This is a genomic window from Fervidobacterium islandicum, from assembly GCF_000767275.3.
GTDB classification, from domain to species: Bacteria; Thermotogota; Thermotogae; order Thermotogales; family Fervidobacteriaceae; genus Fervidobacterium; species Fervidobacterium islandicum.
Map to the genome: position 1 here is coordinate 17,988 of NZ_CP014334.2, position 13,759 is coordinate 31,746.

11 protein-coding genes and 1 tRNA gene are annotated in these 13,759 nt (G+C 41.8%); 8 read left to right on the forward strand and 4 right to left on the reverse strand.

Going from position 1 to position 13,759, the window contains the following annotated elements:
• Nucleotides 1–7: 7 nt before the first annotated feature.
• Nucleotides 8–460 carry a CHASE2 domain-containing protein gene (locus tag NA23_RS00080; protein WP_236938387.1) on the reverse strand — a complete coding sequence of 151 codons (453 nt, stop codon included), beginning with the start codon at nucleotides 458–460 and terminating at the stop codon, nucleotides 8–10.
• A gap of 152 nt (nucleotides 461–612) precedes the next feature.
• Here NA23_RS00080 and NA23_RS00085 point away from each other — a divergent pair, with 152 nt between their 5' ends.
• Genes NA23_RS00085 through NA23_RS00095 form a run of 3 tightly spaced genes read left to right on the forward strand, consistent with a single transcriptional unit; the run spans nucleotide 613 to nucleotide 3,888 of the window.
• Nucleotides 613–1,023, forward strand: coding sequence for a secondary thiamine-phosphate synthase enzyme YjbQ (locus NA23_RS00085; protein WP_033191562.1), 411 nt, complete (start codon nucleotides 613–615; stop codon nucleotides 1,021–1,023).
• A 42-nt stretch (nucleotides 1,024–1,065) separates the two neighbouring features.
• Nucleotides 1,066–2,769, forward strand: coding sequence for a sigma-54 interaction domain-containing protein (locus NA23_RS00090; RefSeq protein ID WP_052107126.1), 1,704 nt, complete (start codon nucleotides 1,066–1,068; stop codon nucleotides 2,767–2,769).
• Nucleotides 2,770–2,796: 27 nt separating this feature from the next.
• Entirely contained in the window at nucleotides 2,797–3,888 is a 1,092-nt protein-coding gene (locus NA23_RS00095) for an MFS transporter (protein ID WP_033191561.1), read from the forward strand.
• A gap of 44 nt (nucleotides 3,889–3,932) precedes the next feature.
• On the opposite strand, the gene NA23_RS00100 is transcribed toward NA23_RS00095, so the two are convergent.
• Together NA23_RS00100 and NA23_RS00105 are read right to left on the reverse strand one after the other, a co-directional pair.
• A complete protein-coding gene (locus NA23_RS00100; RefSeq protein WP_033191560.1) occupies nucleotides 3,933–4,547 on the reverse strand; it encodes a hypothetical protein in 615 nt (204 codons plus the stop codon).
• A gap of 30 nt (nucleotides 4,548–4,577) precedes the next feature.
• On the reverse strand, nucleotides 4,578–7,289 hold the full coding sequence (locus NA23_RS00105; RefSeq protein ID WP_033191559.1) for a PQQ-binding-like beta-propeller repeat protein: 2,712 nt from the start codon (nucleotides 7,287–7,289) through the stop codon (nucleotides 4,578–4,580).
• Nucleotides 7,290–7,661: 372 nt separating this feature from the next.
• Between NA23_RS00105 and NA23_RS00110 the strand changes: the two genes are divergently transcribed.
• Nucleotides 7,662–8,861, forward strand: a complete 1,200-nt coding sequence (locus tag NA23_RS00110) for an IS110 family RNA-guided transposase (protein WP_236938321.1) — start codon at nucleotides 7,662–7,664, stop codon at nucleotides 8,859–8,861.
• A 91-nt stretch (nucleotides 8,862–8,952) separates the two neighbouring features.
• Here the strand turns inward: NA23_RS00110 and NA23_RS00115 are convergent, their stop codons facing one another.
• Complete coding sequence (locus NA23_RS00115; RefSeq protein ID WP_033191558.1) at nucleotides 8,953–10,560, reverse strand: hypothetical protein; 1,608 nt, start codon at nucleotides 10,558–10,560, stop codon at nucleotides 8,953–8,955.
• 263 nt (nucleotides 10,561–10,823) lie between these two features.
• On the opposite strand from NA23_RS00115, the gene NA23_RS00120 reads away from it, so the two are divergent.
• The 4 genes from NA23_RS00120 (at nucleotide 10,824) to NA23_RS00135 (ending at nucleotide 13,736) form a co-directional block, all read left to right on the forward strand.
• Nucleotides 10,824–10,900, forward strand: a tRNA-Ala gene (locus tag NA23_RS00120).
• Between the two features lie 280 nt (nucleotides 10,901–11,180).
• Nucleotides 11,181–11,450, forward strand: coding sequence for a co-chaperone GroES (gene groES, locus NA23_RS00125; protein WP_014450657.1), 270 nt, complete (start codon nucleotides 11,181–11,183; stop codon nucleotides 11,448–11,450).
• Nucleotides 11,451–11,478: 28 nt separating this feature from the next.
• Entirely contained in the window at nucleotides 11,479–13,095 is a 1,617-nt protein-coding gene (groL, locus tag NA23_RS00130; RefSeq protein ID WP_033191557.1) for a chaperonin GroEL, read from the forward strand.
• A gap of 83 nt (nucleotides 13,096–13,178) precedes the next feature.
• On the forward strand, nucleotides 13,179–13,736 hold the full coding sequence (locus tag NA23_RS00135) for a dihydrofolate reductase family protein (RefSeq protein WP_052107125.1): 558 nt from the start codon (nucleotides 13,179–13,181) through the stop codon (nucleotides 13,734–13,736).
• Nucleotides 13,737–13,759: the final 23 nt, after the last annotated feature.

Here is a 13,759-nt window from a genome sequence, read left to right on the forward strand (position 1 = left end):
GGCATAATCAAGGTACGTTCTGTTCTGCTCTATTCTCTCTCAGCTTTTTGTTGAAAAGTTCGTAAGTTTCTTTTTCATTTATCAAATACGTACCGAGCACCACATTACCATACATGAGTAGAGTACTTGCGAAATAAGCATCTGTATTTTCATCCATAGGTTCTGTGAAAGAAACATCGAATGCTACAACTTTTGCACCATCTTCAAAAACTTTTTGGAGCAACTTTCCGTAAACATCGCGGTTCCAAGGCCATGTATCTCCTTCTACCTCCAGAGTGCTAAGTGAATATTCATCGATTCCAACAACCACAACATGGGGTGAAATACCAGCTGCACCACGCATTTTGTAAAACAAATCTGAAATCTTGAGGTCCAGAACTTCCGTCATTTCGAATTTGAACATGATGGCCCAAATCATGAAGAATGTCAGCGCTATATTCAGAATATGTATCTTTTTCATATATCCTCCTTTGACTCGATCTCCAAAAAACAGTTGCCCGTTCCAAAAAATAGATTTATCTAGTATAATTCTATCAGAGCACTCTATAAATTAGACCATAAAATTGTTAAAATCGTTGAATTATATAAAAACTTAAAAGGAGGTACCTCTATATGAAGAGCTACACCGAATACCTTTGGTTCAACACAAGCAAGAAGAGGGAACTCGTTTACATAACAGATAAGATACAAGAAATTGTAGAAAAAAGTGGCATCAAGGAAGGTTTCTGCCTTGTGTCAGCGATGCATATAACCGCTGGGATAATCGTGAACGACAACGAATCCGGTCTGCATCAAGACATCTGGGAATGGCTTGAAAAACTTGCACCGGCGGGTAATTACAAACACCACTGGACTGGAGAAACAAACGGGGATGCCCACTTAAAGCGCATCTTAACCCATCACCAAGTGGTACTTCCGGTTACAAACGGAAAACTTGACCTGGGGCCTTGGGAAGAGATATTCTATGCAGAGTACGACGGACAAAGAAGAAAAAGAGTCGTGGTCAAAGTCATTGGAGAATAGTGCCTGAAACTGCAGGCACACTAAAACCATGGAGATGAGCTGATGGAAAGGATTTATAAGATAGTTCTTGATTCAATTATCGAGGGAATAATCATCGTTGATAAAGACGCCAAAGTGCTTTATGTAAACAAAAACGCGCAAAAACTTTTGAATTTACCCTCGGACATTGTCGGGAAAAGAGTCGATGAGGTTGTTAAAAACACCCGTTTACACATCGTTGTCCAGACTGGAATCCCCGAAATCGACCAAGTCCAACACACCGAGAATGCAGTAATCATCACCTCAAGAATACCAATCAAAGATGAAAATGGAAAAATCTTAGGCGCCGTTGCGGTCTTTAGGGATATAACAAGTATAAGAAAACTTGCTGAAGAAATTACCAACTTAAAGGAAATCGAAGCTCAGCTCAAAGCAATAATTGACTCTACAAACGATGCGATAAGTGTTGCTGATGAGAACGGTATAGTAAGACTCGTTAACAAAGCTTATACAAAGATCACAGGTTACTCACCCGAAGATGTCATAGGCAAGCCTGCAACGGTTGACATTGCCGAAGGTGAGAGCATACACATGCTCATCGCAAAACTCAGACAACCGATCTACAACGCTCGACTAAAGGTTGGACCAGCGAAGAAAGAGGTTATCGTGAACGCTACCCCGTTGTTTGTGAAGGGCAAATTCAAAGGTAGCGTTGCGGTGGTTCACGACGTTTCCGAAATTTTGAAACTAACCAACGAACTTGAAGAAGTAAAAAGGCTGATCAGGCACATGCGAGCTCAGTACACCTTTGATGACATCATTGGGGAAAGCAGGCTCATACAAATTGCGAAAGAGCAGGCAAAAAAGGTTGCGCAAACTCCGGCGACCGTTTTACTCAGAGGGGAAAGTGGCACAGGTAAGGAATTGTTCGCACATGCAATTCACAACGCAAGCCCGAGGAGAAACAAGCCGTTTGTCAGTGTGAACTGCGCAGCGATACCGGAAACAATTTTGGAATCCGAATTGTTTGGTTACGAGGAAGGCTCTTTCACAGGCGCACTCCACGGTGGTAAAAAGGGGCTTGTTGAAGAGGCAGACGGTGGCACTTTGTTCCTTGACGAAGTTGGGAAACTTCCACTTTCTTTGCAGCCCAAGTTGTTGAGGTTCATCGAAACAAAAGAGTTTGTTCCTGTCGGCGGGAGAAACGTCAGAAAAGTTGATGTAAGGATTATAGCGGCAACGAACATGGAACTTGAGAAGATGGTGAGAAACGGCGAGTTTTTACCAGACCTATACTTTAGGCTCAACGTCTTTCCGATATATTTACCAGCCTTAAAAGATAGAAAAGAAGACATTCCGAAATTGGCAATTCATATAGTCAAAAAACTCAATCAACAATACGGCAGGATGGTGGAAGGTATCAGTCCTGGGGTTATCAAATACATAGTTTCAAGAGATTGGCCAGGGAACGTAAGAGAACTTGAGAACTTCCTTGGTAGAGTCATGATAAACATGGGACCAGAGGAAAGGTACATCGACTTAAAACACCTTCCGGATGACAGCGGCGCGAAAGCGGAGAAGAAAGAAGCAGAATTTACCGATTTGGGCGAAAAACCGCTGAAAGATATGGTTGAAGAGTACGAAAAAAAGGTCATCACTGCGGCGTTAAAACAATCCGGCGGTGACAAAGTCAAAGCGGCAAAGATGCTTGATATCAGTGTCAGGACGTTGTACTACAAAATGGAACGGTACGGAATAGAAGACTGAAGTACCGTCAGAGAGGAGTGGACAACTTTGGAGAACCTTTATCCCATGCTCGTGATATTCTCTTATTCGCTTGTTCTAAACTCGATGCCGCCACTACTGAGTTCTTTTAGAGAATTGTTCAATATATCAATAGCTGTCTCTTCGCTTCTACCGTTCTTTTCACTTGCAGGAACGGTCATTTCGAATATCTTCACTGGGCTCTACCTTGGAAGGCTGGGAATTAAGCGTGCCTTACTTATCGGCTACACATTGACGATTACAGGTTCTTTGATAGTTGCGTTCTCAGGTAATTATTTACTTTCCATGCTCGGTTTGTTCGTATTCGGCCTTTCAACGGGATTTGGTTTCACAAGTTCCACAACACTTCTTGCGCAAGCCAAGAATGCGAACTTTGGCTTTTTTCATGGTGCGTACGGACTTGGAGGAGTGATTGCACCCCTTTGCATAACGTGGGCAACAAAATACCTTGGTGATTTCAGGAACGTGTATTTGATATATACTATTCTGTTCTTAACCCTTGGAATATACACAATTTTGAAACACTTCCCGGCTTTACACAACCAGCAAGGTGGGTTCTCATTGAGGGGCATAGTGGATGCGTTCAAGGACGGCAATTTTTCAACGTTCTTGCTGCTTCTTATATTTTACTCATCCGTTGAAATAGGTGTCATCACTTGGGCTGGAACGATAATGAAAGAGCGCATATTGTCAACGTACATGGCGTACGCCCTATTTTGGGTGACATTCACGGTGAGTAGGTTTATAACAAATACTATCCAGAAGGCTATCCCCAATTTATTGCGAACAAATGTGCTGATTTTAGTCTTCACTATAGCGCTGTTATTTATTTTTAGAAATCCACTTTTCTTCGTCTTTTCGGGCTTTTTCTTTGGACCACTTTTCCCTTACGTGCAAAAATGCGCACTTGGGAAAATTCAAAAAGACCACGTTACGCTCTTCAACGGTGCAACGTACGCGTTCACCTCACTTGGAGGTAGTGTAGTGAGCATGCTGTTGGGGGTAATCATAGAAAAGAACATATCTTTCTCACTCGTTGTACCGTTGATTATACTACTTGGCATGGGGTACATAAGCTTTAAAACAGCTAAAGTGCGATGAAAAAAGCCTGGGCGCAAAGCCCAGGCTTTTTTTGAAAACATAAATTACTTTTCGTTTATTATTTCGAGCTTTGCAATCACTGGAGCTTTTGTTGCTGGTATGTTGAGTTTGACATAAATTTCATCTTTTGAACGTTCTAATCCTTTCTGCCCGCGTCCCTTGCCCACACCAACGAGCCATCCACCTGCCAAGAGTATTTGGCTTGGATTGATATCCTGCACGGCAAAAGTTGAGAGTCTGTCTTTCAGCCACACTTGGAAATATGGTGTATCGCCGTAGCCGTATGCGTAGAACATAAGATTCCCATCAGCTGTTCTGAAGAGTGCTACATCTTTAACGTTCTTCTTTTGTAGTCTTATAGTTACGTTCTTTCCATCGAAATCAACCGACTGCACATCAAATATTCTTGTAACAGGTTCGTCAAATGAATAATTATTTACAGCATTGATCTTCGCTTCAATGTAGACTCCGCTCTTATCCGCCTTCATTGGGAACCCGTTTATCTTGCCATCGACAAATAGGTTATTGCCGTACGGATCAACTATATTAACTGGAGTTCTTTCTTTCGGTGCATTGGAATTAGCGGGACTGAAAAGGTTACAGCTTGATAGTACGATTAAAATTGAAACAACGGCGATTAAAAACAGATGTTTTCTCATAACGTTCACCTCTCTTCCCTATTCAAGGAATCACTGGAATACATCGGCCGGAGCGATAGCAAATCCGAACATCGTCGTGAAGATATAAAGGTCAGATGCGTCAACATTGTTGGTCGAATCAGTTAAGTATCCAACCTTGTAGCTGTAAACATTTGGATACGGTGGTGTGTAGTCTTGGCGTGGACCAATGTTGAAAACCATTTCCGTGCCGGTTACGGTTGTTCCAAGTCTGGTAACAAACATATTCCAGTCGTTGATATCCACATCTAAGTCGTTGTCGAAATCACCGAGAATATATAAGAACTTACCTGCTTTGTAAACCCTCTTTGCGGTTAGATAATCTGGATCCACCATTCCACCCTGAAGTTGTGCATATCCATACAAATCAAAGTATTGCTCGTATGGGTCACTTGCACTGCCAGTAAACGTGGCTTTGTCTGGGAACATAAGGTTGAGCGCAATTGTCGCAACCCTTGTTGTACCAGAAAGGGGTGGGTTGAAGTTTTGCAAGACTATCTCTAGCTTATTGGGTGATACTCTACTAAGTGAATCTACTTTTGTGACGTTAGCAGAGTAGTTTTCAAACTCAATCCTACTTATTGTAACACCAAGCTTAGTCTCCAGTCTCATAGCTTCAGCTACTGAATTAGTAGCTGCATCTAAAAATAGGAAGGCTTTAGTTGGACCATACGCAAACTCTGGAACTAAGAGAGTTACGGTGGCGTTGAGTTGAGCGTAGAATATTTCAACATATCCTGGTCCCTTTAACGGTAGTTGGATACTGTCTTTATAATAGTAAGTTTGTCTGTCATAGCCTGTGGACGCGTCTGGATTCCATTGATAAACGTTCCATTTATAAGCATAGAACACTTGCCCACCTTGTACTGGACTTGAGTTTATCGTGACCTTGGCATTATTTGGGTTGTTTATGAATTCACCGTAGTTAAATGTTGTGTTTACAACTGTCGTACCTTCTGAATTTGCGCTGAGTGGATACCTGTGGTAAATGAAGTATGTATAACTTGCATCTGTGTAGAGTTCCACCCTTCTGTCGTTGAATCTGAACGTCAAAGTTGCCGGGTTGTCACCTTGTGCACCTTCGTAATTATTTGGAGCGCCTGTTCTCCAGAACCTGAAGGTAAACGTGGAGTCCTTCGTTGGTTGTGTACTAACACCACGCACGTTAACGTATCTACCAAGTAGTAATCTAGCAGTTGTTGGTGTTGAGAACTCGACAACGGCTGATTGAACACCTGGGATACCTTGAAGAATAGAAGCAGGATTTGTTTCGTTCGTTCTTAAATTCCTGAATACTGTAGGTGGGCTATTATCGTCATTCACGATGGTCGCATCGTAAAGCAAACCATAAACGGGGCTTGATATCGAACCTGAAAGTAGAGAACTTGAAAGTTCTTTGCCGTAGTAACCTTCTCTTGCTATCAAATAAATTCTCGAGCTAAAGCCTATAGAAGTTCGGTCAATGAAACCTGTATTAAACGAGTTTTGACCGTACTTTGCCCAAATACCGTAGGGGCCACGTGCATCGAACTGCCATGCGTACACGGTTCCATCATTTGCCGCTACGGTGAAATAGTAATTCTCGGACATAAGAGCACCCAACGGTGCGATATTCACAGCACCACTGATTGGTATTGAGCTTGGAATGTTGTACTGCCATACTAAGTTAAACTGTCCGCTTGTTAAGTTATACGAAAGTATGCTTACCTTTCCGTTTCCATACGAAGATGATGGCACAATTAGGTATGTTATACCGTCAAGACCTTTTACGATACCTGGTGTTGAGGTGATCTGTTGTCCGATGCTGAATTCTCCTGCTTTTGTCAAACTGGAGTTAAGTGCTACTACTTTCCCGTTATCTCCAAAGACATAAATAATATCATCACCATCTATTAGCGGTCCAGATGAATTGGCAGCACTCAAGAATGTAACGTGTTGTTCCGAAGGCGATGTGGATGGATCAATTTTGTAGAGTGTACCTTGGTTGCTCAGTGCATAAACGTGTCCGCTACTACTCATCGCCATAGGTGTTGTAAATTCACCACCAAGAGTTATTGAAGAAACTTCAGTTAGGTCATTTTCATATCTTATCGAGAATGTTCCGTTCTGGGTTAGCACGTATACTCGTGTTCTACCTGGATTGAGCATCGGGGGTGTTTTAATGGGCTGTCCGAGGTTTACTGTAATAGGTGGTGTTACAAAACTGTTATTCACGGTGTCATAAGTTATTCTATACAAAGTACCGTTAACTGTGCCAAGGAAAATAACAATTTGGCCTGAGTCAAGGTATGCTGTAAGTCCATAGGATGGACCGTTTATGTTTGTATAATATGCAGTGCCACCTGTACTACCTTGTGTGAAATGATGCACTACGAGTCTATTTTGAGCCGTACCCTGAGCAGTGACGTATATCAAGTACCTGTCAGGACCGCTATCAGGTTTAATAAACACGGGAGGAGCTACGATGTTCGCCACTTGATCAATTTGTCCTTGTTGAATGGTGCCACCTGCCATAGTCAGTGTGAAAAGAGCACCGTCGTTTGACAGATAAAGCAAGGTTCCACCTTCCAGCGCAATTATACTCGGTCCTGATTTGCCTGGTATCGACCTTGAGAATGTTGGGGCCCATAATCCGCTGATGTTCAGTGCAGAAAACGTGAACTGCGGCAACAGAACTATTATGAACGTTAACAAGACAACCAAAAGTTTAAATCGCACCTTCATACACCGTACCCTCCTTTCTCACATGCTTATTAATCGTTACATCCAAACGTCAGAGAACCTGAAAGTTTTGGGCTGAGTTGGAGCTCATTCCGAACTACCGCGTATCTGAAGCAAGAAACACGAGAACGTTTTTTTGCACACTAGCTTTACAAGACTTTCATATGTCACCTCCTACATAAAAATATGGTATAAATAATTTAGCTTAAAAAAATTGAGGGCAGGACAACTTATGTCACCTTGGCTTTTAAGCCATTTAAGGAGTCTGTTGCCTGCCTTTAACCATGATTAGTTGGTTGGGCTTTCAGCCCTCGTCAGCATGGAGGATTGGTTCAGCAGGCTCCCTGCCCTCATCATTCGAAAGGAGGATTTTTCATGGATAACTTCCCTGTTTTCGTCGGCATCGATGTTTCCAAGGATAAGTTCAACGTCTGCGCTATCTCTAATCCCAGTTCCATCATCTTCGAATCTTCTTTCGATATGTCCCAGCAAGGCTTTTCCTCCTTCGCAAACAAACTCTCTGCCTTCCCAAAACAATCCATCATCATCGCTATGGAATCTACTGGCTGTTATCATCTCAACCTTCTGGCTTTCCTTTCTTCCAACGACTTTGCTTGCGCTGTTTTTAATCCTCTAACTGTTAAAAACTTTGCTTCTCTTCGAAAGACCAAAACCGACAAAATCGATGCTCGCATTATCGCTACTGCTTTGTTTTACCTACAACATCAAATTCCTTCTTCTGCTTTTGTCAACTCTGAGCTTCGTGATATTGTCAGAGCACGCGAAAACATTATCCACCGCATCGCAAAAGTTAAAGACAATATCGAAAAACTGCTCAACGTTCTTTTCCCTGAACTCGAAAGAGTTACCAATATCTACAGTGACACTATCCTCAATCTTCTTTCTCATTTCCCTTCTGCCAAGGCTATTCAAAAGGCTCGTAATCTGGATGTGTTCTTTTCCAAAGACCGTGGCAGAAGTACAAAACTTAATGCTCAAAAACTTAAAGAACTCGCTAATAACTCGATTGCTCAATATTGGCCGATGAAAGAAAAGATTCTTGTGCAAAATATCAAAGAACTACAATTTTTACAGCAACAGCTTGAAGAATACGACAAGATGATGAAAGAATATTGCGAATGTAGTGCGATAAACCTTGATATCGAGATACTCACGTCAATACCAGGTATTGGTGAAAACAGCGCGATGCATTTCTTGGCAGAAGTTGGAGATATCTCAAGATTTAGTACATACAAAAAACTCATTGCGTATTGTGGACTCGATCCAAGCATTGCCCAATCAGGCAAAAGCAAAGTAGAAGGACACATATCGAAAAGGGGCAATGCCCACCTAAGACGAATACTATGGCTAATGGCAGTGAGTGTAGTGATTCACAACGAATATTTCCGAACATACTATGAACGAAAAAGGCAGCAAGGTATACCGTACAAAAAAGCGATAATGTCAGTAGTACACAAGTTATTGCGAACGTTGTACGCAATGTTGAGAAAGAAAGAGAAGTTCAATATTGATTATGCTATCTCACACTCAAAACAAAAATTTAATTTTGCATAGTTGACTCCTTTGAATTTTCTATTTTTCCGTTTTTTACCAAAGCTTTTTTCATTTTTTGGCTGCTCAGGGATTATCTAAACAAAAATCAGGATTATTGTACATACAACAAGAAGTTTCCAATATCCCGCATCAAGTTACCTGACAAATCCTGAACATTCATAACAGTAACGTAATAATAGCCCAGTGCCATTATGGTAGACACGGAGAACACAACAGTCTTCCCATCAGAAGAGATCTCTTCCGGTTCCATTAGTAAATCCCTGTAAAAGCTGGCGAATTCGTTTTCTCTGATGAGCAGCCTCGGTTTAACTCCTGTGTTTATTCCACCAGCGTCGTAGACTTTCAATTTAAAGACCGCCGGTCCAGGAGAAATATACGTTGGCTGGTCCTTCCCCATCTCAACATCGTTTACGGTGAGTGAGATAAATCTCGGACCGTTGTAGTCGGGTACACTCACAAAAGTTTCGGCTATTCCACCTCTATTATCGTCCGATTCCGCGTAAACTGTAATTATATGTGTTCCCTCTTCTACGTCCCACAAAGTAAATCTTTTTGCTTCTTTTCCTTCAGAAGCGATGCTCGAGTCTATCGCTTTCCCGTCGACGAAGTACACAATCTTTGTGTATCGGACTCTCTCTTCTTGTGGAACAAGTGCGATAACCGCCGTTCCACCTGCAGTTAAATTCGCTGGGCTCACCTCGACCTCAAAACTCAAAGCCGTCGAACCGACGTAGATTCTTTTCGAATAGTAGGCGGCATTTCCTTCTTTATCTCTCACAGTTATATTAAGCGTATGTGTTCCAAGTTCTTTTTTACCTATTTTTATGGCTTTTTCAAACGATTTTCCTGAAATCTTACCTTGCTCGACAACTTCACCATTGAACTCCACTTTGTAATAATCGAGCTCTTCGTTGTCATACATTTTGACTTCGAAGATCACATCTGAGTTTACCGGATAAAAAGTCTTAGTGAAAACATTAATGATAGGTTTGACCCTATCCACTGGATTTACTTCGAATACTACCTTCGTGGCATCCTCCATATTGTAAGAAGAAGTTTTTAGAAATAGCTCCACTTTTCCAGGATAATTTACTGGTTCAAGTTTTCTATAAACATATCCCGCCTTCTCGGTAAGTGCTTTCCTTATCCAAGTGTTACCACCTACTCGACCGTCCAAAGTGTAGTTCACTATGGGGTTCTCACTACCGACTTTGATTAGCAGCATCACCTCATCGCCCACATACGGGCGCTCGGGTATGAGTCTCACTTCCTCAATTAAGGGAGGTAACGAATCGTAAACCGTCATTGTTCCGTTAGTGGTGTACCAAACATTATCAACTATCGAATAACCCTCAACACTTAGCTGGTAAATGCCCGGCTTTGAGAAGCGCTTCGTGATTTCGTAAGGGTACTTGTTAATCGAAATGGATTCACTGAACACGGTGCTGTCACTGTGTTTGAATTTCACCTTTATGTTCGACAAGCCCGGCTCGAGTGGTTCAACGGTGATTTTTACATCCGTATTGACAAAAGTGACTTCTGGGTAGGATACTTTAGACTTTTCGTTGGAAGTTGTTGTACCTCTTGAAGTACATGAGAAAACAGCTAACAGAAAGATATTCAGCACAATCAATAACAAAGCAGTTGACTTGGTGATGAACCCAAAAAAGAACCTGCTTTTTTTAACTTCAGGTTTCATACAAGCACACCTCCGAAAGTGTTCTATTTTTTATCTTCTTATTTGTGACAAACATCCCAAAAAGTACCAGAACACAAATTTACCCAATAACATATTCTATATTAGGCGTGCCTGCTCCTACTACATCAACTATAAATTTAGACCTCGAATTAGTCAAAATTATTGAAATTTTGTTAAGAAAAAATGTAAAGGAATCCTTCTTGATTTTTTTTCAATAAATGATATAATCTTCATGCGTATTAAGATGCATGTGTCATAATAGTGGGGCCGTAGCTCAGCTTGGGAGAGCGCTACCATGGCACGGTAGAGGTCGTGGGTTCAAGTCCCATCGGCTCCACCAACAGTTCAGACTTCAGCCCTGGTTGATCCCAGGGCTTTTGTTTTTCAATACCATACTTTTCGTGATGTTGCAAACAAAGCCGTTCAGTCAATTTTGGTTAGTGAAAACATAAGAAAAAATAAGAAAAATACATTTATTTCGCTATAAAGCTGCATAAATGGCCATAGACGTAAACTTTCACAATTCACATATTTCATTTTTCTGTTATACTAAAATTAGCACACGCAACTAAAGAGTGATAATCAAAACACAACAACATGTGACAGGAGGGGGTAAGAGTATGAAGGTAAAACCACTTGGTGAAAGGCTTTTGATAAAGCCCATCATCGAAGAAAAGAAGACAGCAGGTGGTATTGTACTTCCAGATGCCGCTAAGGAAAAACCGATGAAGGCTGAGATAGTTGAAGTTGGTAAACTGCCAGAAGATTGCACACTCAAAGTCGGAGACAAGGTAATATACAACAAGTACTCCGGAACAGAAATTAAGATCGACGATGAAGACTACATTTTGATCGATTTGAACGACATTCTTGCAAAAATAGAAGAATAAAAACGGAAAATTGGAGGAGGTGTGAGATATGGCAAAGTTGTTGAAATACAGTGAAGAAGCAAGAAGGGCACTCGAATCAGGTGTTGATGCGGTTGCGAATGCAGTGAAGATCACACTTGGTCCAAAGGGTAGAAACGTCGTTATCGAAAAATCTTGGGGAAGCCCAACAATTACAAACGACGGTGTTTCCATCGCTAAGGAAATAGAACTCGAAGACAAGTTCGCAAACCTTGGTGCTCAGCTCGTTAAGGAAGTTGCAAGCAAGACAAACGACGTTGCCGGTGACGGTACGACAACCGCAACAGTTCTTGCGCAGGCAATGATTAAAGAAGGACTCAAGATGGTCGCAGCTGGTGCAAATCCAATACTTGTAAAACGCGGAATCGACAAAGCTGTAGCAAAGGTTGTTGAGGAAATTAAAAAGATTTCCAAGAAGCTCTCCAGCACGGAAGATATAGCACACGTTGCAGCTATAAGCGCCAACAGTGAAGAGATTGGAAAGCTTATTGCAGAAGCTATGGAAAAGGTTGGAGAAGATGGAGTCATCACAGTTGAGGACAGCAAAACCATCGACACATACGTTGAATTCACCGAAGGTATGCAATTTGACAGAGGTTATATCTCACCGTACTTTGTAACAGACCCAGAAAAGATGGAAGTTGTCTACAACGAACCGTTCATACTCATTACCGATAGAAAACTTTCCAACGTAAAACCACTCATCCCAATACTTGAAAAAGTTGCTCAAACAGGCAGACCACTCGTAATCATTGCAGAAGATGTCGAAGGTGAAGTACTCACAACGCTGGTGCTCAACAAGCTCAAGGGTACACTCAACACAGTTGCAGTTAAGGCTCCTGGCTTCGGTGACAGAAGGAAAGCCATGCTCCAGGATATTGCAATTCTCACAGGCGGTATCGTAGCAAGCGAAGAAGTTGGTATCAATCTCGAAGACCTCACACTCCAAGACCTCGGTAGAGCGGATGTTGTTAGAGTAAAGAAAGACGAAACAATAATCGTCGGTGGTAAAGGTAAACCTGAAGAAATCAAAAAGAGAATCGCTCAGATTAAAGCCCAGATCGAACAGACCACAAGCGAATACGAAAAAGAAACGTTGCAAGAAAGAATGGCAAAACTCGCTGGTGGAGTAGCAGTTATAAAAGTCGGTGCTGCTACAGAAACGGAACTCAAAGAAAAGAAACACAGAATTGAAGACGCTCTTAGCGCAACAAGGGCAGCTGTTGAAGAAGGAATCGTTCCTGGTGGTGGAATCACACTCTTGAGAGCAAGAAAAGCCATCGAGCCACTCTTGAACGAACTTACTGGTGATGAGAAACTCGGAGCACAGATCGTTTACAACGCACTCGAGGCGCCAATCAGACAGATTGCTCTCAACGCTGGTTACGACGGTGCGATTATAGTACACAACGTTCTTGCAAAAGACGAGGTAGCATACGGTTTCGATGCACTCAAAGGAGAATACTGCAACATGTACGAACGCGGTATAATTGACCCAGCAAAGGTTACAAGGAGTGCACTGCAAAACGCAGCCTCAATCGCTGGAATGCTCCTCACAACAGAAGTGCTCGTCGTTGAAAAGCCAGAGGAAAAGAAAGCATCCGTGCCTGAAATGCCAGAATATTAATACTAGAAGAAATAGCAAAAAAAGCGGTACCCGGAAAGCGGGTACCGCTTTTTTATTCATTGCACTGTGCTAAAATATATTAAATGAAAGGGAAGGTGGTTGATACGAGAATCAGATTGCTGGCAGTGACAGATGTAAGGGGAACTATCGCAATTAATGAAAACGATAGAACGGATTGGGGAAGTCCGGAGGACAAAAGACTTTTCAAAGAAATAACCACCCGCTCAGGTCTTGTTGTTATGGGCAGAAAGACCTACGAAGCGATTGGTAAAAGATTGCCCGGAAGGTACAACGTTGTTCTGAGCACAAAGGGCGTGTTTTCTTGTGGAGAGCCTGATTTGGTACTAAACGGGAACGTTTCGCAGATAATTCAGGAACTTAGGAACCGAGGTTTTGAAGACGTGTGCGTTATCGGTGGTCAGACTTTGTTTTCTCAATTTCTAAACGCTGGTCTTGTAACAGACTTACACTTGACAATAGAACCGATAATCCTACCTGACGGGTTGAATCTTTTTTCAAATATTGACAAACACTACTCATTACGCTTTGAAAAAGCTCAGATTCTGAATTCTAAGGGAACTATCTACGTGCATTATCGAATTGGAGAGCTTGGAAACAAAATACAGGGTTTGAAAATCTGAAATATTCTGGTAAAATATACCAC

Excerpts from the sequence above, each read along its gene's own strand:
- groES (WP_014450657.1), top strand. The coding sequence starts at position 11,181 with ATGAAGGTAAAACCACTTGGTGAAAGGCTTTTGATAAAGCCCATCATC.
- NA23_RS00100 (WP_033191560.1), bottom strand. The coding sequence starts at position 4,547 with ATGAGAAAACATCTGTTTTTAATCGCCGTTGTTTCAATTTTAATCGTA.
- NA23_RS00105 (WP_033191559.1), bottom strand. The coding sequence starts at position 7,289 with ATGAAGGTGCGATTTAAACTTTTGGTTGTCTTGTTAACGTTCATAATA.
- NA23_RS00115 (WP_033191558.1), bottom strand. The coding sequence starts at position 10,560 with ATGAAACCTGAAGTTAAAAAAAGCAGGTTCTTTTTTGGGTTCATCACC.
- NA23_RS00110 (WP_236938321.1), top strand. The coding sequence starts at position 7,662 with ATGGATAACTTCCCTGTTTTCGTCGGCATCGATGTTTCCAAGGATAAG.
- groL (WP_033191557.1), top strand. The coding sequence starts at position 11,479 with ATGGCAAAGTTGTTGAAATACAGTGAAGAAGCAAGAAGGGCACTCGAA.
- NA23_RS00090 (WP_052107126.1), top strand. The coding sequence starts at position 1,066 with ATGGAAAGGATTTATAAGATAGTTCTTGATTCAATTATCGAGGGAATA.
- NA23_RS00085 (WP_033191562.1), top strand. The coding sequence starts at position 613 with ATGAAGAGCTACACCGAATACCTTTGGTTCAACACAAGCAAGAAGAGG.
- NA23_RS00080 (WP_236938387.1), bottom strand. The coding sequence starts at position 460 with ATGAAAAAGATACATATTCTGAATATAGCGCTGACATTCTTCATGATT.
- NA23_RS00135 (WP_052107125.1), top strand. The coding sequence starts at position 13,179 with ATGAAAGGGAAGGTGGTTGATACGAGAATCAGATTGCTGGCAGTGACA.